The organism is Flavobacterium sp. 245 (assembly GCF_004362055.1).
In the GTDB taxonomy this organism is placed as follows: Bacteria; Bacteroidota; Bacteroidia; order Flavobacteriales; family Flavobacteriaceae; genus Flavobacterium.
Genome location: NZ_SNXB01000003.1, coordinates 376,911 through 398,430 on the forward strand (window position 1 = coordinate 376,911; position 21,520 = coordinate 398,430).

At 33.7% G+C, this 21,520-nt stretch carries 12 protein-coding genes and 3 tRNA genes; 7 read left to right on the forward strand and 8 right to left on the reverse strand.

Annotation, left to right across the window (positions count from 1 at the left end):
- Positions 1-3: 3 nt before the first annotated feature.
- Positions 4-3,735, forward strand: a complete 3,732-nt coding sequence (locus EV145_RS07730; RefSeq protein ID WP_133524644.1) for a metallophosphoesterase — start codon at positions 4-6, stop codon at positions 3,733-3,735.
- A gap of 122 nt (positions 3,736-3,857) precedes the next feature.
- Here EV145_RS07730 and EV145_RS07735 read toward each other — a convergent pair whose 3' ends face one another.
- Positions 3,858-4,718 (reverse strand): hypothetical protein, encoded by an 861-nt coding sequence (locus EV145_RS07735; protein WP_133524645.1) that lies wholly within the window; start codon positions 4,716-4,718, stop codon positions 3,858-3,860.
- 109 nt (positions 4,719-4,827) lie between these two features.
- The gene (locus tag EV145_RS07740) at positions 4,828-5,880 is read right to left on the reverse strand and encodes a hypothetical protein (RefSeq protein ID WP_133524646.1); all 1,053 of its coding nucleotides are present in this window, start codon (positions 5,878-5,880) and stop codon (positions 4,828-4,830) included.
- Between the two features lie 107 nt (positions 5,881-5,987).
- On the opposite strand from EV145_RS07740, the gene EV145_RS07745 reads away from it, so the two are divergent.
- From EV145_RS07745 to EV145_RS07760, 4 genes are all read left to right on the forward strand, one after another.
- A complete protein-coding gene (locus EV145_RS07745; protein ID WP_133524647.1) occupies positions 5,988-6,899 on the forward strand; it encodes an ABC transporter ATP-binding protein in 912 nt (303 codons plus the stop codon).
- Between the two features lie 3 nt (positions 6,900-6,902).
- A complete protein-coding gene (locus EV145_RS07750; protein WP_133524648.1) occupies positions 6,903-7,739 on the forward strand; it encodes an ABC transporter permease in 837 nt (278 codons plus the stop codon).
- Between the two features lie 72 nt (positions 7,740-7,811).
- Positions 7,812-10,091, forward strand: coding sequence for a T9SS type B sorting domain-containing protein (locus tag EV145_RS07755; protein WP_243739221.1), 2,280 nt, complete (start codon positions 7,812-7,814; stop codon positions 10,089-10,091).
- A gap of 188 nt (positions 10,092-10,279) precedes the next feature.
- The gene (locus EV145_RS07760) at positions 10,280-14,794 is read left to right on the forward strand and encodes a T9SS type B sorting domain-containing protein (RefSeq protein ID WP_133524650.1); all 4,515 of its coding nucleotides are present in this window, start codon (positions 10,280-10,282) and stop codon (positions 14,792-14,794) included.
- 111 nt (positions 14,795-14,905) lie between these two features.
- Here EV145_RS07760 and typA read toward each other — a convergent pair whose 3' ends face one another.
- On the reverse strand, positions 14,906-16,702 hold the full coding sequence (typA, locus tag EV145_RS07765; protein ID WP_133524651.1) for a translational GTPase TypA: 1,797 nt from the start codon (positions 16,700-16,702) through the stop codon (positions 14,906-14,908).
- A 223-nt stretch (positions 16,703-16,925) separates the two neighbouring features.
- Here typA and EV145_RS07770 point away from each other — a divergent pair, with 223 nt between their 5' ends.
- Both EV145_RS07770 and EV145_RS07775 read left to right on the forward strand, forming a co-directional pair.
- Entirely contained in the window at positions 16,926-18,581 is a 1,656-nt protein-coding gene (locus tag EV145_RS07770; protein ID WP_243739222.1) for a PAS domain-containing protein, read from the forward strand.
- A 5-nt stretch (positions 18,582-18,586) separates the two neighbouring features.
- A complete protein-coding gene (locus EV145_RS07775) occupies positions 18,587-18,997 on the forward strand; it encodes a response regulator (protein WP_133524653.1) in 411 nt (136 codons plus the stop codon).
- Between the two features lie 184 nt (positions 18,998-19,181).
- Here the strand turns inward: EV145_RS07775 and rpsT are convergent, their stop codons facing one another.
- The 5 genes from rpsT to proS all read right to left on the reverse strand — a co-directional run bounded on the left by rpsT (position 19,182) and on the right by proS (position 21,443).
- Positions 19,182-19,433, reverse strand: a complete 252-nt coding sequence (gene rpsT / locus EV145_RS07780; protein WP_068844538.1) for a 30S ribosomal protein S20 — start codon at positions 19,431-19,433, stop codon at positions 19,182-19,184.
- Between the two features lie 153 nt (positions 19,434-19,586).
- Positions 19,587-19,658 (reverse strand) — tRNA-Glu (locus tag EV145_RS07785).
- Positions 19,659-19,703: 45 nt separating this feature from the next.
- Positions 19,704-19,775: transfer RNA gene (locus EV145_RS07790), tRNA-Glu, on the reverse strand.
- 39 nt (positions 19,776-19,814) lie between these two features.
- Positions 19,815-19,886 (reverse strand) — tRNA-Glu (locus tag EV145_RS07795).
- Positions 19,887-19,964: 78 nt separating this feature from the next.
- Positions 19,965-21,443: a proline--tRNA ligase gene (gene proS, locus EV145_RS07800; protein ID WP_133524654.1), complete on the reverse strand. Its 1,479-nt coding sequence runs from the start codon at positions 21,441-21,443 to the stop codon at positions 19,965-19,967.
- Between the last annotated feature and the right edge of the window lie 77 nt (positions 21,444-21,520).

Here is a 21,520-nt window from a genome sequence, read left to right on the forward strand (position 1 = left end):
AATATGAAATTGTTTTTGGATAACCATTTTATTGCTAAGATTAAAAAATATTCTTTAGCAATCGTGGCACTTTTTATTATCTATTCCTGTGCAACACGCAAAGCGCAATATGGAAAAAATGTAAGTGCCAATGAAACAGAAAACGCAACAGACACTATAAAAATTGCCCACACTCTTTTTTTGGTAGGTGACGCCGGAAACGCAGATGAAAAGCAAGCGCAGCAAACTTTAGAATTATTACACGAAAAACTAAAAAAAGCGAATAAGAAATCAACCTTAATTTTCTTGGGAGATAATATCTATCCGAAAGGTTTTCCTGCTGATAAAAACGATTCACAAAAGGCTTTAGCCGAAACCAAACTGACCAGCCAATTAAAATTAACTAAAGGATTTAAAGGAAAGACCATTGTAATTCCGGGAAATCATGATTGGTATAGTGGCATAAAAGGTTTAGAAAATCAGGCTGATTTTGTGACCAAATATCTTAACGATAAAAAGGCATTCCTCCCGAGAAAAAGTTGCCCAATTGAAGATGTAAAAATTGATAGTACAACTACCTTAATTACCGTTGACAGCGAATGGTTTCTGGAAGATTGGGATAACCATCCAACTATAAACGACAATTGCGATATTAAAACTCGTGAAGACTTTTTTGTTGAACTGGAAAATATTCTAAATAAAAATCAGGAAAAAACAGTTGTTTTGGCCATTCATCATCCTTTATTAAGTAATGGATCACATGGAGGGCAATATTCGTGGGAAAAACAGTTGTTTCCTTTAGAGAAAAAGATTCCGCTACCTGTAATCGGTTCTTTTATTAATTTACTTCGAAAGACTTCAGGAGTAAACCCACAAGATCTTCAGAACAAGCAATATACGATTTATGCCAAGCGAATTAAAACGCTATTACAAGGCCAGAAAAATGTTATTGTAGTTTCCGGACATGATCATAATTTACAATATATAAATAACGAAAACATCACGCAGATTATTAGCGGTGCAGGATCTAAATCTGAAGCAGCGAGAGCAATCAATCCAAATGATTTTTCGTACGGTGGAAATGGATATGCAACACTGACTTTGTTTAAAAGCGGCGATGCTAAAGTGGCTTTCTTTGGAAATGAAAATAATCACGAAAAAATGCTTTTTGAGCGAGAAATTATAAAAGCAAAAGAAATAAACTGGGCTGCAAATGTTCCGAATAAATTTCCGCCAACCGTTACAACTTCAATTTATTCCACTAAGATGACGGATAAAAGTATCTTTCATAAATTCTTATTTGGTCAACATTATAGAAAATATTACAGTATGCCTATTGAGGCCAGAACTGCTACTTTAGACACCTTAAAAGGCGGTTTAAAACCTATTCGCGAAGGCGGAGGACATCAATCTGTTTCCTTAAGAATGTCTGATCCAAAAGGACGAGAATATATAATGCGTGCGATGAAAAAAAGTGCAACTGTATTTTTACAGTCGGTAGCCTTTAAAGATCAATACGTTGTTAATGATTTTGAGCAAACGTATGCAGAAGATTTTCTTTTAGATTTTTACACTACTACGCATCCTTACACTCCTTATGCGATTGCAAGTTTGTCAGATCAATTGGGACTTTTGCATACCAATCCGGTTTTATACTATATTCCAAAACAACAAGGTTTGAAAGAATTTAATTCGAATTTTGGAGATCAATTGTATATGGTTGAAGAAAGACCAGCCGACAACCATCTTGACGGAAAGAACTTTGGGAAACCAACTAATATCATTAGTACTGATGATATGATGGCCAATCTTCATAAAGACGAGAAATATTCAGTTGATGAAAAAGAATACATTAAAGTTCGTTTATTTGATATGCTTATTGGTGATTGGGACAGACATAGTGATCAATGGCGTTGGGCGGAACACAAAATTGGAGATAAAGTAGTTTACACACCGATTCCGCGTGATCGTGATCAGGCTTTCCCTAAATACGACGGAACTTTGCTCTCCATATTAATGAACGTTCCTGCCATTCGTCATATGCGAACTTTTAAAAACAAAATCGACAATGTAAAATGGCTTAATAGAGAACCTTATCCTTTAGATTTGGCTTTCTTAAAAACAGCAGAAGAAAAAGACTGGATCGAACAGGCTAAATATATTCAGGAGAATTTATCAGACAGTGATATTGATAATGCCTTTAAAAATTTACCTAAAGAAGTTCAGGACGAAACGATTGAAGAAATTAAACGAAAATTAAAAAACAGAAAAAAAGAACTTCAAAAATACGCGGCAGAGTATTCAGATGTTCTTAATAAAACGGTAATGATTGCCGGAACAGATAAAAAAGACAAATTTGTTTTGAATCATAATGCTCGCAAAAGTATAGAAATTCAGGTTTTCAGAATGAAAAAGGACGGTGATGAATTGATTTATACGAAGACCGTAAAAGATGACAAAACTAAAAATCTATGGATTTACGGCTTAGATGATGCTGATGTTTTTGAGGTAAAAGGAGAGCAAAAGTCTGCTATTAAAATCCGTTTAATTGGTGGTCAAAATAATGATACTTATAATATCGAAAACGGGAAAAAAGTTATTGTGTACGATTTTAAATCAAAAGAAAACACCTATAATTTAGATTCGAAAACCAAAACTGAGTTGACAGATGATTACGATGTCAACTTATACAATTATGAAAAGCCAAAATATAACGTAGTTTCAGGATTACCAAATATTGGCTACAACCCTGATGATGGAGTAAAAGTTGGTATTAATTTGAACTATACCGTAAATAACTTCAAACAAAACCCATATACGCAAAGACATGTTTTAAATGCTTTCTACTATTTTGCTACTGGAGGTTTAGAGTTTAATTATGTTGCGCATTTTCCAGGTCTATTAGGGAAATGGGTTATTGACGTCGAATCATTATACACAACACCAAATTTTGCGATGAATTATTTCGGATTTGGAAATGAAACTCCAAATGATAATGAAGATGATCTGGACTATAATCGTGTACGTATTCGAAAATTTAATATTTCCGGCGCCATCAGACACGTTGGCCGTTATGGAAGCGAGTTTAGCGTACAACCTATTTTCCAAAGAATGACGGTAGAACAAACAGAAAACAGATATATTGATATTCCAAATATAGTGAATCCTGATGTTTTTGACAGTCAGAATTATGGAGGATTAAAAGTTAAATATCTTTTTAAAAATTCTGATTTTATAGCAAAACCAACTTTAGGAGTTGCTTTTATGGCTTCAGCGACCTGGCAAACTAATTTAAATGATACAAAGCAAAATTTTCCGACGCTGGAAAGTATGCTGGGTTTTACACATAAGATCGATCATAACGGAAAACTGGTTTTAGCTACACTTCTAAAAGGGAAAGCCATTTTAAATAATAATTTTGATTTTTATCATGGTGCGGCTTTAGGCGGTGATACCGATTTGAGAGGTTATAGAAATGATCGCTTTTTAGGAAACTCTTATTTTTCTCAAAGTTCTGATTTGCGATATACTATTGGAAAAATTCAACGAACTGTTGCGCCATTAACTTACGGAATTTTAGGTGGTTTCGATTATGGAAGAATTTGGCTTGATGGCGAAGATTCTAAAAAATGGCATCAGGATTACGGTGGCGGACTTTGGCTGAATGCCATTAATGTAATAACGGCCAGAATTTCTTATTTCCAATCTCCTGATGAACCAGGAAGAATTATTTTTGGAGCGGCATATAGTTTCTAAAAGTGGTACAAAGGTACAGAGTAACAAAGGTTCAAAGGTTCAAAGGTTTTTTGCCACGAATTTCACAAATTTTCACTAATTAATTTATTCGTGGAAATTTGTGAAATTCGTGGCAAACTTTTTTACTTTAATGTGAATTCGTAAACGTTTCCTCCTACTTTATTTGTTTTTTCGTCGGCGATCAGTAAGGTGTTGTTGTCTTTGAAAACTATGGCTTCTTTTTGAGAAAAGTGATTTAGTTTTATTTCTGTTTGAGTTCCTTTGTGGAATAAATCTCCTTTAAAACCTTTAAACAAAACAATTTTATCATGACTCAATAAAACTACTTTTTTACCGTCAGGACTAATGGTTGCACTGGTTAACAAGCAATGATTATAATTATTACAAGTTTTAAACTCTCCAATTTTAGTTGCTTTTTGAGTTCCGGGCTTATTTGCTATTTTATAAATAAAAGCAGTTCCGTCAAAACCTTTGCTTCGGTTTTTTGTAAAAAGATAAAAATATCCGTTTAATTCAAAAAAACCTTCAACGTCATAAAACAATTCTTTTTTCTTTGGAGGAAATTCGGTTTGTTCTGGATAAGAGAAAGAGATTTTATATTCGGCGGAAGCCAAATCTTTATTTAATTGATTTTTTGCAATTTTATAAATACATAAATCTCTGCGTTCATTGGCATTATTTCCAAAATCTCCAATGTAAATATTTCCAGATTTATCTTTCGTAATATCTTCCCAATCGACATTTGTGGCATTTGAAATCGTAATTGTTTTAACTAATTTCCCTTTAGAATCAATTGCATAAATGGCATTTTTGTTTCCACTGTCTTCTAAAGTGTAAATTAAATTTGTTTCCGGAAAATACGTTATTCCAGAAACTTCTTTTAATTTTTTCGGAAGCGAATAAAGTGTTTTAAAATCAGTATTCGTCTGTTGCTGACAAGCCAATAAAACAATAGAAACGGCTATTAAAAAAGTTTTTTTCATTCGATTATTTTTTTTGTTTAGCCACAGATTACGCAGATTAAAATGATTTTTTTTGCAATTCTTTAATTCTTTCAATCTGTGTAATCTGTGTAATCTGTGGCTAAAGCTTTTAAACTAAATTAGTATTTTTAAAATTACGCGTAATAAACTCAAACGCAGCTTGCATAATATGTCCCATTGATTTGGCATTTTTAAACTTCATATCATTGGTATATCGGTATAATTCCATTTTAAGCTGATCCAAATGTTCTTGGGTCGAAATGGTGTCGTGACACATGATATTCAGTAATTTTTTAATCCTGCTTTCGGCAGAATGAATACGTTTTGCCAAAATTGCTCTTTCTTCATCTTTATATTGAATGATAGAACGTTCTTCTAGTTTTTCTTTAATCAATTTAATCATTGGATAATTTTCCTTGAAAAACTGCGGACGATATACTTTAAAGTTGCCTTCGTAACATTGCTGATCAAAATCGATTGGGCGAATTTTATAAACTACTTGGTCAAAATCGTGAATTGGGACAATTACATAATTGTACGCGCGCATATCGCCTAGCAAACGAATCATACAGCGTTCATTAAATTTCACAAATTCCTTTGCAATTTGGGCTTTTTCAGTTTCGGTACATTTGTCCAGTAAAGTATCCATAAAAACATCGCCGGGAATCCCAATAATATGCTCTTCAATCAAAGTGTCATTATATACCAGAAAATTGATTTTATCGGGCGAAAGAATATCTTCTAACTCTAATCCGTAAATTCTGGAAGCATCTGCTTTCTTAATATAAAAATGAACGTAATTATCATTCAGAATATTTCGGACTTTAATCCTGAAAGGTTTCGAATTCCCAAAAGTGCAGTAATCAATGGCATCAACATTTAAAAACTGGATAATTTCGCTGTTTCCGTCAGAATGCAGGAGCGAATAAATTTTCTTTAGATTAAGATCGATTTCATTTCGTTCAAATTCGCTGTAATACACGCGAATCCATAATGTGTCCGTTTCATTTTTATCATAAACATTAATCGAACCTGAAAATCGCAATAAGTCATCATAAAAAACAGAAACTTTCGAAATACGCTCGAATCTGTCTAAATAACTTAAAAGCGGTTGCGTTAAAGGATATGAAGGTTTTTTTAAAACCATTAAAGGCTCGCTCATTTTGAATATCTTTAGTACAAATTTACATCAATAACACGATAAAAATAAATTTCACGTAACAATATAGAACTTGATTCGTCATACTAAAAACTAAAACCGAAAAAACCTTGGAAACCATCCTTACTATCGAAAATCTCAGCAAAAGATACGGGCGCATTCAGGCACTCAAAAACGTATCATTCAGCATTCAAAAAGGCCATGTCTACGGCATTCTTGGCCCTAACGGAAGCGGAAAATCAACTACTTTAGGAATTGTTTTGAATGTCGTAAACGAAACATCAGGCAATTATAAATGGTTTGACGGAAAAATGCAGACGCATGAAGCCTTAAAAAAAGTGGGCGCAATTATTGAGCGTCCAAATTTTTATCCTTATATGACGGCAGAAGAAAACCTGAAACTAGTCTGTAAAATTAAAAGCATCAATTACTCTAAAATCGAAGAAAAACTGAATCTTGTAGGTTTAACCGAAAGAAAGGACAGCAAATTCAGCACGTTTTCATTAGGAATGAAACAGCGCCTTGCCATTGCATCGGCACTTTTGAATGATCCTGAAATCTTAATTTTAGACGAACCAACAAATGGTTTAGATCCGCAGGGAATTCACCAAATTCGTGATATTATTAAAGAAATTGCAGCACAGGGAACAACGATTTTATTGGCTTCGCATTTATTAGACGAGGTCGAAAAAGTGTGTTCGCATGTGGTAGTTTTAAGAAAAGGCGAAATTTTATACTCAGGTTCAGTTGATGCGATGTCTGCAAATGAAGGATTTTTTGAAATTTCTGCGAATGATAATCTGGTCTTAAAATCGATTTTGAATGATCATCCGGCTGTTGGCCAAATTAAAGAAGAAGACGGGAAAGTTTTGGTTTACCTAAAATCAGAATTATCAGCTTCCGATTTAAATCAGTTTTTGTTCTCAAAAAATATCGTTTTAAATCATTTAGTAAAACGCAAAAACAGTCTAGAAGCACAATTTTTAGAATTAACCAAAAATGCCACCATTCAAAAAAACTAAACCATGAACAGACTTATCTCTATAGAACTTCAAAAAATCTGGAAAAACAAAGCCAGCCGTATTTTAACACTCGCCTATTTTATTTTACTTTCGTTTATAGCATTAATCGCATCAATAAAATTTGATATTGGTCCATTTAAATTCCATTTAGCCGAAATGGGAATCTTCAATTTTCCATTTATCTGGCATTTTAATACCTATGTTGCCGCTTGGCTGAAATTTTTCTTAGCCATTGTAATTGTCTCGATGATGGCAAATGAATACAGTTATGGTACGCTAAAACAAAACCTAATTGACGGTTTAAGCAAACAAGAATTTATAATGTCAAAATTCTTAACTGTTGTGCTTTTTGCTTTTGCATCGACCATATTTGTTTTTGTAATGAGTTTAATTCTCGGATTATGCTTTTCATCTTACACTGAATTTGGAATTATTTTCTCCGATTTAGATTATCTCTTAGCCTTTTTTGTAAAGCTTACAGGTTTCTTTTCGTTTTGTTTATTTTTAGGAATTTTGGTAAAACGTTCGGCTTTTGCTTTAGGATTTCTTTTAGTTTGGAGCATTATTGAAGGAATAATAAGGGGTACATTGGCATTTAGAATTTTTCCAGACAGTAATATGGATGAGAAAATTACGCAATTTCTACCTTTAGAATCAATGTCTAATTTAATTGTTAATCCTGCGCCAAGATTATCTGTAGTTAAAAATATTGGCACACAAATGGGAATTGATACAGATATTGATTATAGCGTAAATTATGCTGCAATTCTGATCGTTTTAGTATGGACATTTTTGTTCATTTTCCTCTCATACAAATTATTAAAAAAGAGAGATTTGTAGTATATTTGCTAGGCTATGACCTATTTTAAAGTTTATTTATGCGTTTTATTTGTGTGTTGTTTATCTATTAAGATGAACGCTCAGTATATCAGCATAGATGACCAAAAGACACCAAAACAGCTTATTGAAAATATATTAGTTAACAGTTCGTGTGTATCTGTTACCAATGCTTCAGGAAAAGGAGATACTTTTACTCAAGATCAGCAAAGTTTTGCTTACTTCAATGCAGGATCAAGCGGATTTCCTTTTTCTGAAGGAATTGTTTTAACCACTTCAACAAGTCCAAATGCGGTTGGTCCATATGAAAGCTATATTGGCCAAGGCGACGTTAACTGGCAGGGAGATGCCGATCTAAACAACATTTTAAAAATAAATTCTATTAATGCAACCGTTTTAGAATTTGACTTTGTCCCGTTAACTAATTTCCTGAGCTTCAATTATATTTTTGCTTCAAATGAATATCAGTCTTTTTATCCTTGTGAATATTCAGACGGATTTGCATTTTTAATTAAAGAAGCCGGAAGTTCTGATCCCTATAAAAATTTAGCTGTCCTGCCCAATAATAATGCTATTCCTGTTTCTTCAACAAATGTCCGCCCAAAAATTGATCCCGGAGTTGCCGTTAACGGAGACCGTTATCCAGGATGCCCTGCTGTCAACGAAAATTACTTCAACGGCTTAAACGACAATAAAAGCCCCATAAATTATGCAGGACAAACCATTGTCATGAATGCGCAGACTAATGTAGTTACTGGTAGAAAATACCATATAAAACTCGTTATTGCTGACGATAAAAACAGGTATTTTGATTCGGCCGTTTTTTTACAGGCTGGAAGTTTTTCGTCTAAAATTGATTTTGGTTCAGATCAGACTTCAACAACTGGCAAGCCACTTTGTTTCGGACAACAAACAACATTAGACACTCATTTAGCTGCAGGTTATGATTTTAAATGGTATAAAGACGGTGTACTTTTACCAGCCGCAAAAAATCCGACATTGCAGGTGTCAGCATCTGGCACTTACAAAGCCGAAGTTACGTTAACACCTTCTACATGCGTTGTAACGGGAGAAATCAAAATTGAAGTTGCACCAGAAATCCTGACAACAAATACAACCTTGTTTCAATGTGACGATAATAATGACGGTATAAGTGTTTTTAATTTAAAAAAAGTTGACAATCTGATTAAAAATAATGCTTCGGATATTACCAACAACGGTTATTATGAAACTTTGGCTGATGCACAGGCCAAAACAAATCCGATCGCTAATCCTGAAAAATATTCGAATAAGAGCATTAATCAAACTGTTTTTGGAAGAATTGAAAATAAGTTTAGCTGTTTTAAAACTGTTGAAGTTAAACTTCAAACTTCAAGCAATACAATTGCATCGCAAAATCCAATTAAAACTTGCGATGGCGATGATAAACAAGATGGCTTGTATCAATTTGATCTTCAGTCAGAAGTAACCCCGCAATTATTATCAGGTTTGCCAGCGGGTTTACAGGTGAATTACTTTTTAACTCAAAATGACGCTTTGGCCGAAACAAATGTATTGCCTAATATTTTTAAAAATACGACTGCATTCTCCCAAATTATTTATGCCCGAATTACAAATGGACCTGACTGTTACAGCATTTCTCCCATTAATTTGGTCGTAAATACTTTTGATCCGCCAAATTTTCAGGACGAATCAAAATACATTTGCAAAGATGATGATGTCACTTTAAGTGTAGCCGCAGGTTTCAGTAGTTATTTATGGAGCCCTGGAAACAGTACTTCAAATACTTTAGTAGTGAGTACACCGGGAGATTATGCGGTTACAGTAAAAGATGCAAACGGGTGCCAAAAAACTAAAAAATTCAAAGTCCTTTTATCTGAACCAGCAGTTATTACAGAAGCTGTTGTTAAAGATTTTTCTGGAGTTGATAATTCTGTTTTAATAAAATACACTGGTGCTGGTAATTACGAATTTTCATTAGATGGAAACATTTTTCAAGATGATCCTTTATTTACTGGAATACAGCCTGGAGCTTATTTTGCAATGGCAAGAGACAAAAATGGTTGCGGACTTTCTAATCGCTTTTTATTGTATGTTTTGGATTATCCAAGATTTTTTACTCCAAACAATGATGGATACAACGATTTGTGGGCAATTAAAGATATAAATCAGATGCCCGATTACACCATTCGGATTTTTGACCGTTATGGTAAATTTTTAAAACAAATGAACCAAAACAGCACAGGCTGGAATGGTTTATTTAATGGCGAACAATTACCATCTGATGATTATTGGTTCACGCTTCTTTTTGTTGATGGGAAAAGTGTTAAAGGACATTTTAGTTTAAAAAGGTAAATTTACTTCCTTCAAATTCTGCTTATTTTTAACTTCACATATTTATTTCTGAAATAACGGAATTTCCAAAACTCCTAAATTTTAAATATTTACAAAGAAAAAAAAACTTTCTATCTTTCAATAAAGTAAAATAAATCTTATTTTTGGTTTGGGCGATTCAATTTTGTATGCTGCCAATAAACGAGCCAATGAAAAAAACATTACACTCCTTTTTACTTTTGCTTTTCACCTTAAATTGTTTTTCACAATTCAGCAAAACACATTTTATACCTCCAATGGTTTGCAATCCGTTTATAATAGCCAGCGATCAATATCTATACATTTCAACTCCAAGTGTTGCCAATGTTAATTTCAAAATCATTGCTAGCGGAGGAAGCATAGTTTACGGGACCGTAAACAATACCAATCCTTATCGATATTATATTGGAACAGGCCCTAACACACAATTATTTACAACTGTAATAGGTGCTGCAATAGTATCAAACCGAGGCTACATAGTTGAAGCAGAAGATCTAGTTTATGTTAGCGCAAGAGTTAATGCTACACTTACTCCAAATGGAACATATAATCACGCTGGAGGAGTAGTCTCAAAAGGAAACAGTGCACTTGGCACCACTTTTAGATTAGGCGCAATGTTAAATCCGCTTAACGACTCAAGTTTAACCAACTTTGCCTCCATAATGGCAACAGAAAATGGTACAAAAATCACCATTTCAAATATCCAGAATGGAACCAAAATTTCTGACGAAACAACTTTTACTACGAAAACAATAACTGGACCAATAACCGTTACGCTAAGTAAAAATCAAAGTTATATAATCACTTTAGATAATTATGACGATAAAGAAATTTCATCAAATAGCTCTAAATTAATTGGAGCCCTAGTTACATCTGACAAACCAGTAGTAGTTACTTCAGGTTCATTTGGAGGAAGTAATAGCACATTGGTTGCACCTACTCAAAATTCAGGATTGCAACCTATAGGAAGAGATGTGGGTTTTGACCAAATTGTTCCATTGGAAAAAACAGGAAAAGAATATATTTTCATAAAAGGCCTTGGAACAGATGAATTGGAACGTGCTTTATTAGTAGCACATTACGACAATACAGAGGTGTTTTTGAACGGCGCTACTTCTCCATACAAAACCCTTAACAGCGGGGAATATGTTGCAATTGACGGAAGCCAATTCAGCAACGGAAGTTTATACGTAAAAACATCCAATAATGTGTTTGCCTATCAAAGTATTGGAGGAACAACGAACCCAGCCAATCAAAATATGTTTTTTGTCCCTCCTATAAACTGTGCGACGCCTAATACGGTAGATAATATTCCTCAAATCCAATCAATTGGAAATAATATTTTTAACGGATTTTTGAATATTGTTACTGAAACTGGAGCTACCGTTTTGTTAAACAATAGCACTATAACCGCTCTTCCAACCCCAATACAGGGAACAGCAAATTTTGTGCGCTATAGTGTACCTGATTTATCAGGAAATATTTCAGTAAAATCCACCAAACAAGTTTATGTTTCTTATTTTGGAACTAACGGTGCAGCAACTTATGGTGGATACTATTCGGGTTTTGATTTAAAACCTGAGATTGTCAGCAGTAAAATTACCTTAAATAATTCAGCATGTATTCCAAATGTGTCTTTAAAGATAAATACGCTTTCTTCTTATGATACTTTTCAATGGTATAAGGATGATGTTCTTATCCCAGGTGAAAATAAAAACACTTTTAGTCCATCACAGCCCGGTTTCTATCAGGTAAGAGGAAGCATTTCAGGCTGTGTAAGTGATGTGTTTTCAGACAAAATTCCAGTAAGTGACTGTCCAATTAATATTGATAATGATTTAGCTAATGACAATATTGATATTGATTATGATAATGACGGCATAACAAACTGTACAGAATCGTACGGAGATTTGCCCATAAATATATCAAACCAAAATTCAGGTTTGGTAAAAACGGGAGCATATTCAAATTCTTTCACGGGTACTGTAACAAACAGTGCGACGGCAGCTGCAATTCCTTTTACTGGAAATGCAGATGGAAGTTTTGTTACCGAAGTCATGCCAGGTAAAGGTTTTTCTGTAAGCTATAATTTGAAATTTGCAAAACCAATAAATATTCGTTTAGAATATATCACTAACGCAAATGAAACTGATCTATTAAATTCTAATGCTGAATATAGTATCACTTCTGATATTGACAAAACAGTCACAGTTCTAAATCCTTACAATCAATTGCTAATTGACACCAATTATGATGGAATATACGAAAGCGGAGTTACGCAATTTTCTTCTTTCGAAATTCGCTTTCGATCAAATGGTGATGTTCCTTTGCCAGCTGGTAACGGTGGTTTTAAATTCCAATCGTATCAAACACAATCATTTAAAATCACTCATAAAAACCTAATTGATAATGCTGGCAATAAATCAACATTTAAGCTTGTTGCTACTTGCGTTCCAAAAGACAGTGATGGCGACGGAATTCCAGATCAACTGGATTTAGATTCAGATAATGATGGTGTTCCAGATGTAATCGAATCGCAAATCAAACCAATCGCTTTATCAAAAACGGATACTAATTTAGATGGTTTAGACGAAATTTTTGACATCAGTGCAACACCAATCGACACAGATAATGACGGCGTTCCCAATTACCTTGATTTAGACAGTGATAATGACGGAATTTACGATTTGACCGAATCCGGAAGCAATACTCCTGATGTTAATCGTGATGGAATTGTCGACTCGACAGTCTTTGGAAGTAACGGATTAGCCGATCTTTTAGAAACTAATACTGACAGTGGTGTTTTAAAATATACCGTTTTAGATTCTGATAATGATGGAATAAAAAACTACACTGAAATCGATAGTGATAACGACGGGTGTAATGATGTTATAGAGGCTGGATTTACAGACCCAAACTTTGATGGTCAATTAGGAAATACGCCGGTTGCTGTAAATGCTTTAGGAATTGTAACCAGCAGAACCGATGGTTATACAGCTCCAAACGGCAATTATATTATTGCAACTCCAATTTTAATTACCAAACAACCAGAAAATCAAACTGTTTGCGAATTAGAAAAAGTAACTTTCAGCATCGAATCCAATGCTGATACTTTTCAGTGGCAATTTTCTACTGATGGCGGAAATACTTGGAATGCTTTAACCGAAAATGCAATTTATACAGGAACTAAAACCACTTCTTTAACCATTCAAAAAACAAATAAAATAATGAATGGTTATCAATATCGCGTGCTCCTAAACAGAAACAATAATGCGTGCGGTTTAACTTCTGCTAATTCTGTGAAACTAACGCTTTATGCTTTACCCGTTTTAAACTCACCAATTACAATTGTGCAATGTGATGACGATACTGACGGAGTTTCTGATTTTAATGTAACCACAAAAAATAATTTTATTTCGGCCAATTTTGCTAATGAAACATTCTCTTATTATACTACTTTGGCCGGTGCAAATACAAAAGATCCTGCTCTATTAATTTCAAATCCGCTTGCGTTTACGAGCAGCAATAAAAATATTTGGGCAAGAGTTGAAAATTCAAATGGATGTTTTGCAGTTTCTCAATTAAATCTGATTGTTTCAACAACACAAATCGATCCCAACTTTAAAAGATCTTTTACCATTTGTGATGATTTTATTGACGTTGCTAATGATGACAAAGACGGAATTGCAAGTTTTGATTTTAGCAGTGTAACAACTGACATTCAGTCGATGCTTCCTTCTGCAAGTACAAATTATTCTATAACTTATTTTTCGAATGAAATTGATGCTTTGGCAGAAACTAATGCAATTGAAAATCCTTCAAACTACCGAAATACAACACCAAAACAGCAAGAAATCTGGGTACGTGTTGACAGCAATCTAGACAATGCGTGTTTTGGATTAGGAGCCTATATTACACTTAAAGTAAATCCTAAACCAGATATTGACATAAACAGCAATCGCACTGCAGACGAGTTAGTGTGCTCTAATTTGCCTACATTTTTTGTTAAACTTGATGCCGGAATTATTGGAAACATTCCACCCAATACATACACCTATAGTTGGTCAAAAGACGGAAGTATAATACCTGGAGAAACTAACGAAACTTTAGATGTCAATGAAGAAGGAAAATATACGGTAGAAGTTTTCACTAAAGATGCAATTAGTTGCGGCAGAACCAGAACTATTAACGTAACAGCTTCAGATATTGCACATCTAGATTCTGTTTCCATCTCCGATTTGTCAGATTATAATATTGTTGAAGCAAATGTTTCGGGAGCTGGAAATTATGAATATAGTTTAGATGATCCTAATGGCACTTTTCAAGAATCTAACTTATTTGAAAATGTCCGTCCAGGCATACATGACCTTTATATAAATGATAAAAACGGATGCGGAAAAATTTCAAAAACCGTAGCAGTACTCGGAATTCCAAAGTTTTTTACTCCAAATAATGACGGATATAATGATTATTGGAATCTTCAAGGAGCAAATGACACTTTCAATTCTGGTGCCAAAATTCTTATTTTTGATCGATATGGAAAATTAATCAAACAAATTACCGCTTCAAGCGATGGTTGGGACGGAACTTACACTGGAAGCCCTATGCCTGCAGATGATTATTGGTACACACTTAAACTAGAAGACGGACGCGAAGCAAAAGGACACTTTAGTTTGAAAAGATAATTCATTAAAAAAAACAATTTTAAAATTACAAAATTACAATACGAGTAGAAACAAAAAAATCCCAAACTCCAGAATTGGAATTTGGGATTTTATATTGAAATTTAAATCTAATTAGATTTTAAATCTTTTTCTATCAGTTTCTGTCAAATAGATTTTTCTCAAACGAATAGATTTTGGAGTAACCTCTACATATTCATCTTTTTGAATGTACTCTAAAGCTTCCTCTAATGAGAAAATAATTGGAGGGATAATTCTCGCTTTTTCATCATTTCCAGATGAACGAACGTTAGATTGTTTTTTCTCTTTCGTTACGTTTACACACATATCATCACCACGAGAGTTTTCACCAATTACTTGTCCTTCGTAAATTTCAGCATTTGGTTCAACAAAAAACTTACCACGATCTTGTAATTTATCGATAGAATAAGGAATCGCTTTACCTTTTTCCATAGAAATCAATGAACCTTTGTTACGTCCTGAAATTTCTCCTTTGTAAGGCTCATATCCAATGAAACGGTGTGACATAATAGCCTCACCAGCAGTAGCTGTAAGCAATTGATTTCTTAAACCAATAATTCCACGAGATGGAATATTAAATTTAATAATCATACGCTCACCTTTAGTCTCCATACTCAACATTTCACCTTTACGAACTGTTACGAATTCAACTGCTCTACCTGAAAGATTTTCTGGTAAATCGATTGTTAATTCTTCAATTGGCTCACATTTTTTACCATCAATTTCTTTGATAATAACTTGTGGTTGACCAATTTGCAACTCATAACCTTCTCTTCTCATTGTTTCAATAAGTACAGATAAGTGAAGTACTCCACGGCCAAAAACCATGAATTTATCGGCAGAATCAGTTTCACCTAACTTCATAGCTAAGTTTTTCTCTAATTCTTTTGTCAAACGCTCTCTAATATGACGAGAAGTTACAAATTTACCTTCTTTACCAAAGAAAGGTGAATCATTAATTGTAAACAACATACTCATTGTAGGCTCATCAATAGCAATAGAAGCTAAACCTTCAGGGTTTTCGTTATCTGCAATAGTGTCTCCAATTTCAAAACCTTCAATACCAACTACAGCGCAAATATCACCTGCAATAACTTCTGCAACTTTTTTACGTCCAAGACCTTCAAAAGTGTGTAATTCTTTGATTCTTGATTTCGTTACAGCACCATCTCTTTTTACTAAAGATATTGGCATACCTTCTTTCAATATACCTCTTTCTAAACGACCAATAGCGATACGTCCAGTAAAAGCAGAGAAATCCAAAGATGTAATCAACATTTGAGGAGTTCCTTCAGATACTTTAGGAGCAGGTACATGTTCAATAACCATGTCTAATAAAGGCTCGATGTTTTCTGTTTGATTTCTCCAATCATCAGACATCCAGTTGTTTTTAGCAGAACCGTAAACAGTTGGGAAATCCAATTGCTCTTCAGTAGCACCTAATTCAAACATTAAGTCAAAAACTTTTTCGTGAACTTCTTCAGGAGTACAGTTTTCTTTATCAACTTTATTGATAACTACACAAGGTTTTAGACCTAAATCAATAGCTTTTTGTAGTACGAAACGCGTTTGTGGCATTGGGCCTTCAAAAGCATCTACTAACAAACATACACCATCGGCCATGTTTAGTACACGTTCTACTTCACCTCCAAAATCCGCGTGGCCTGGAGTGTCAATAATATTGATTTTTGTTCCTTTATATTGAACTGATACGTTCTTAGAAGTAATAGTAATACCTCTCTCACGCTCTAAATCGTTATTATCAAGAATTAAATCACCTGTGTTTTCGTTGTCACGAAATAATTGACAGTGATACATAATTTTATCAACCAAAGTTGTTTTCCCGTGATCGACGTGGGCAATAATTGCAATGTTTCTAATAGATTCCATCTGTGATTTTTAATGGGCGCAAAGGTACACTTTATTTTTTAATAAAAAACGTTTCTAACATAGTTTGCGTATATACAATCAATTAGTTAATACAAAACACCAAAATATACACTTCAAAATGCAGTTTTCGTATAGCTGAGTTATAGTTAATTTAACTATATTTGAGGTAATGAAAAGTAAAACTCTCCAAATTACTCTAGTTTATATTCTAGTATCATTGTTTATGGCAATAGTCTGTCATAAAATACTTACCACTTATTTTTCGGACGTTAAATACTTTTATCTTTTTTTTCTTAAAGATATTTTCTTCATATTAACTACCGCATTGTTCTTCAAATACATAGTTTCTAAAAATGAAAAAAGAAATGTAACTGTTTTCAAAAAATTAAAAGAAACAAATGAAGAAATAAAAGAATCGAATGAAAAATATGACATTGTCGCAAAAGCAACAAGTGATACCATTTGGGACTGGAAAATTCAGGAAGACAGCATAAACTGGAACAAAGGAATAGAAGGTGTTTTTGGATATAATCCAAACGAAGTCGGAAAAACATCAAAATGGTGGTTTGACAAAATTCATCCTGAAGACAGTATCAGAATGTCAATAAAACTCTATTCTTTTATTGAACAAAAAACAGAAAAATGGCAAGATCAATACCGCTTTAGATGTGCCGATGGAAGCTACAAATATGTTCTGGATCGAGGTTTTTTATTAAAAGATGAAAACGGAAGAGCCATCAGAATGATTGGAGCTATTCAGGACATTACCAAGCAAAAAGAGGAAGAACAGCGACTAAAACTTTTAGAAACTGTAATCACGCAATCAAAGGATTCGATTTTAATTACCGAAGCCAATTCACAAGCGCGAAAAATTCCAAAAATTGTCTATGTAAATCCTGCATTTTCGCAAATGTCAGGTTATTTATCTAATGAAATTGTTGGAAAATCTCCAAACATTTTCAAAGGACCAAAATCAGATTCAGATGAACTAAAAAAACTATTAAGAGCAATCAAAAACGAAGAAGAATGCTTAATAGAAACTATTAGTTATACAAAACAAAAAGAAGAGTATTGGGTTCGTTTTTCTATGATTCCAATTTTCAACAATGAAGGATCAATTTCTCACTGGATTTCAATTCAAAGAGATATAACAGAAGAAAAAAAGCTGGAAACCGAAAAAGAGCATCTTATTCGCGAACTGACTCAAAACAACAAAGATCTAAAACAATTTTCATACATCACTTCACACAACTTAAGAGCGCCGTTATCTAATTTAATCGGGCTTTTAAACCTTATTGAAGACATTCCTGTCGAAAATCCAGAGCTCGAAGAAATTTTAACCGGCTTTACCAAATCGACTCATTTACTAAATGAAACCATCAATGATTTAGTTAAAGTTATCATTATCAAGGACAACCCTTCAATGCAAAAAGAAGAAGTTTCTTTAAAAGAAGTCTTTGAAAATGTTTTTAGCCAATTATCCTTTCAAATAGAATTACACAAACCAATCATCAAGTTAAAATTTGAACGTGTACCTTTGCTAAACACTAACAAAGCATATATAGAAAGCATTTTACTTAATTTGCTCACCAACTCTATAAAATACAAGTCAGAAAATAGAAAATTAAAAATATCTATTATTGCAGAACAAATCGACAATAAAGCAATATTAACATTCAAAGACAACGGAATTGGGATTGATTTAGAAAGAAACAGAGACAAAGTTTTTGGTTTGTATCAAAGATTTCACAACTACCCAGACAGCAAAGGACTCGGCTTATACCTTGTAAAATCGCAGGTAGAAACCATGGGAGGAACGATCAGTATAGAAAGCGAGGTCAACAAAGGGACAACCTTTACCATAACATTTAAAAATTAAACATCATGCTCGAGCAAATTTTATGTATTGACGATGACCCAATCACGTTAATGTTATGTAAAAAAGTAATTTCGAAGTCACAAATTTCGCATGAAATTATCACCGCTCAAAACGGGGAAGAAGCTCTTCACCACTTTAATACCTTGAAATACAACAACAAAAACAAAGAGAATAAAAAACCCGAATTGATTTTCTTAGATTTAAATATGCCCGTCATGGGAGGCTGGGAATTTTTAGACCATTTTACCTCGCCTGATTACGCCGAATTCAACACCGCAAATGTCATAGTCTTATCCTCGACAATTGATCCTGAAGATTTAGCGAAAGCAAAAAAATATCCGATTATAATAGATTTTCTTTCAAAACCAATTACACAGCCAATGCTGGAATATCTTAAAAAGAAAATAAATCTTTAGTTTAAAGCAAACTAAACTCCAATCCCGAGACTTCGGAACAAAATCCAAATTCAAAGCTTTTATTTAAAGTTGAGTTTGGATTTTTTTTATTTTGAAATTTAAAATATTGATTTTTTGAAGTAGATATAAACAAAAAAAGTCCTCTAAAAGAGGACTTTTTATATCTTTAGGAAATTGTAATTAATTACAATTTAGCAACATGTTTAGTTAACTTAGACTTCAAGTTAGAAGCTTTATTATCATGAATGATGTTCTTTTTAGCTAATTTATCAATCATTGAAATTACAGTTGATAATTTTGCAGTAGCATCAGCTTTATCAGTAGCTATTCTTAATGCTTTAATAGCATTACGAGTAGTTTTGTGCTGGTATCTGTTAAGAACTCTTCTTTTTTCGTTACTTCTGATTCTTTTTAATGCTGACTTATGATTTGCCATTTTCTTTAATTTTAGATGTAATAATTATTATAAATACTAGTTAAAAAAGAAAAACCTCCCACAATTGCAAAACAATCACTTTGGTTTTAACTAATAAAACAAAAATCGAGACACCAATCTTTATTTTACAAAACTTATTTACAACTAATTTTGTAGTCTGTAAGGGAATCGAACCCCTGTTACCAGGACGAAAGCCTGGAGTCCTAACCCCTAGACGAACAGACCAATTTCCTTCTAAGTTTTCTTCAATTTAAAATAAAATTGAAATTGTAGTCCGTGGGGGAATCGAACCCCCCTTACCAGGATGAAAACCTGGCGTCCTAACCGATAGACGAACGGACCATTAACATCAAGTATAGAACTTAATCTGCAGAAAAAAAGTAGTCCGTGGGGGAATCGAACCCCCCTTACCAGGATGAAAACCTGGCGTCCTAACCGATAGACGAACGGACCGTGTTTCTCTAATGCGGATGCAAAAATACAACTATTTTTTAGTTGTACAATACCTGATGCAAAAAAAAATAAAATTTTTTAATACGCCTTAGCAAAAAGCACTCTTTTTGAAGAAGGACTACCAGTAAATACACAGGTTCCCTCCTCTTCTACAGCATCCAAAGGGATGCATCGAATTGTAGCTTTTGTCAAATCTTTTATCTTTTCTTCAGTCGCAGCTGTTCCGTCCCAATGAGCAGATATAAAACCTCCCTTACTTTCCAAAACTTGCTTAAACTCTTCAAAACTATTCACTTCTGTAATATGAGTATTACGATAATTTAATGCACGATCAAATAAATCTTTTTGAATTTGTTCTAAAAGGTCATTTACATATTCAACGATTTTTTCGCCAGCAACAACTTCTTTTGATAAATTATCACGTCTTGCAACCTCAAAAGTTCCGTTTTCTAAATCTTTTGGCCCAACTGCAATTCTAACAGGAACTCCTTTCAATTCCCATTCAGCAAATTTGAATCCTGGTTTTTGAGTCGTTCTGTCATCATATTTTACTGAAATTTTCAACTTTCTTAATTTAGCTGTCAATTCATTTACCGCAGCTGTAATTTCTGCTAACTGCTCGTCTGTTTTATGAATTGGAACAATCACAACTTGAATTGGCGCTAAATTTGGAGGCAATACTAAACCTTGATCGTCAGAGTGTGTCATAATTAGAGCTCCCATCAATCGAGTAGAAACTCCCCATGAAGTTCCCCAAACATGCTCTTGCTTTCCTTCTGCATTTGCAAACTTAACATCAAAAGCTTTTGCAAAATTCTGACCTAAAAAATGAGAAGTTCCAGCCTGTAATGCTTTTCCATCCTGCATCAATGCTTCAATACAATAGGTTTCATCTGCACCTGCAAAACGTTCTGTTTCGGTTTTAAAACCTTTAACAACAGGAATCGCCATAAAGCTTTCTGCAAAATCAGCATAAACATTCATCATTTTTTCAGATTCCTCAATAGCCTCAGCTTTTGTAGCGTGAGCAGTATGTCCTTCCTGCCATAAAAACTCCGCAGTTCTTAAAAACAAACGCGTACGCATTTCCCAGCGAACCACATTTGCCCACTGATTAATCAACAAAGGCAAATCTCTATAAGATTGCACCCATCCTTTATATGTAGACCAAATAATCGCTTCACTCGTAGGACGAACAATAAGTTCTTCTTCTAGTTTTGCATTCGGATCAACCATTAATTTCCCTGGTTTGTCGGGATCATTTTTCAATCTATAATGCGTTACGACAGCACATTCTTTAGCAAATCCCTCTGCATTTTTCTCTTCCGCTTCAAACATGCTCTTAGGCACGAATAAAGGAAAATAAGCATTTTGATGTCCAGTTTCTTTAAACATTCTATCTAACTCAGCCTGCATTTTTTCCCAAATAGCATACCCGTACGGTTTAATAACCATACATCCTCTAACTCCTGAATTTTCAGCTAGATCTGCTTTTACAACCAGCTCGTTATACCATTTCGAATAATCTTCTGATCTTGTAGTAAGGTTCTTACTCATATTATATAGTTTGGCACAAATTTTGTTTTAAATAATTTTAACTAAATAGTTTGACAAAACTAACTATTTTTGTAATG

Excerpts from the sequence above, each read along its gene's own strand:
- EV145_RS07735 (WP_133524645.1), bottom strand. The coding sequence starts at position 4,718 with ATGAAAAAAACTTTTTTAATAGCCGTTTCTATTGTTTTATTGGCTTGT.
- EV145_RS07750 (WP_133524648.1), top strand. The coding sequence starts at position 6,903 with ATGAACAGACTTATCTCTATAGAACTTCAAAAAATCTGGAAAAACAAA.
- EV145_RS07740 (WP_133524646.1), bottom strand. The coding sequence starts at position 5,880 with ATGAGCGAGCCTTTAATGGTTTTAAAAAAACCTTCATATCCTTTAACG.
- EV145_RS07770 (WP_243739222.1), top strand. The coding sequence starts at position 16,926 with ATGGCAATAGTCTGTCATAAAATACTTACCACTTATTTTTCGGACGTT.
- EV145_RS07760 (WP_133524650.1), top strand. The coding sequence starts at position 10,280 with ATGAAAAAAACATTACACTCCTTTTTACTTTTGCTTTTCACCTTAAAT.
- EV145_RS07775 (WP_133524653.1), top strand. The coding sequence starts at position 18,587 with ATGCTCGAGCAAATTTTATGTATTGACGATGACCCAATCACGTTAATG.
- proS (WP_133524654.1), bottom strand. The coding sequence starts at position 21,443 with ATGAGTAAGAACCTTACTACAAGATCAGAAGATTATTCGAAATGGTAT.
- EV145_RS07755 (WP_243739221.1), top strand. The coding sequence starts at position 7,812 with ATGAACGCTCAGTATATCAGCATAGATGACCAAAAGACACCAAAACAG.
- EV145_RS07730 (WP_133524644.1), top strand. The coding sequence starts at position 4 with ATGAAATTGTTTTTGGATAACCATTTTATTGCTAAGATTAAAAAATAT.
- rpsT (WP_068844538.1), bottom strand. The coding sequence starts at position 19,433 with ATGGCAAATCATAAGTCAGCATTAAAAAGAATCAGAAGTAACGAAAAA.
- typA (WP_133524651.1), bottom strand. The coding sequence starts at position 16,702 with ATGGAATCTATTAGAAACATTGCAATTATTGCCCACGTCGATCACGGG.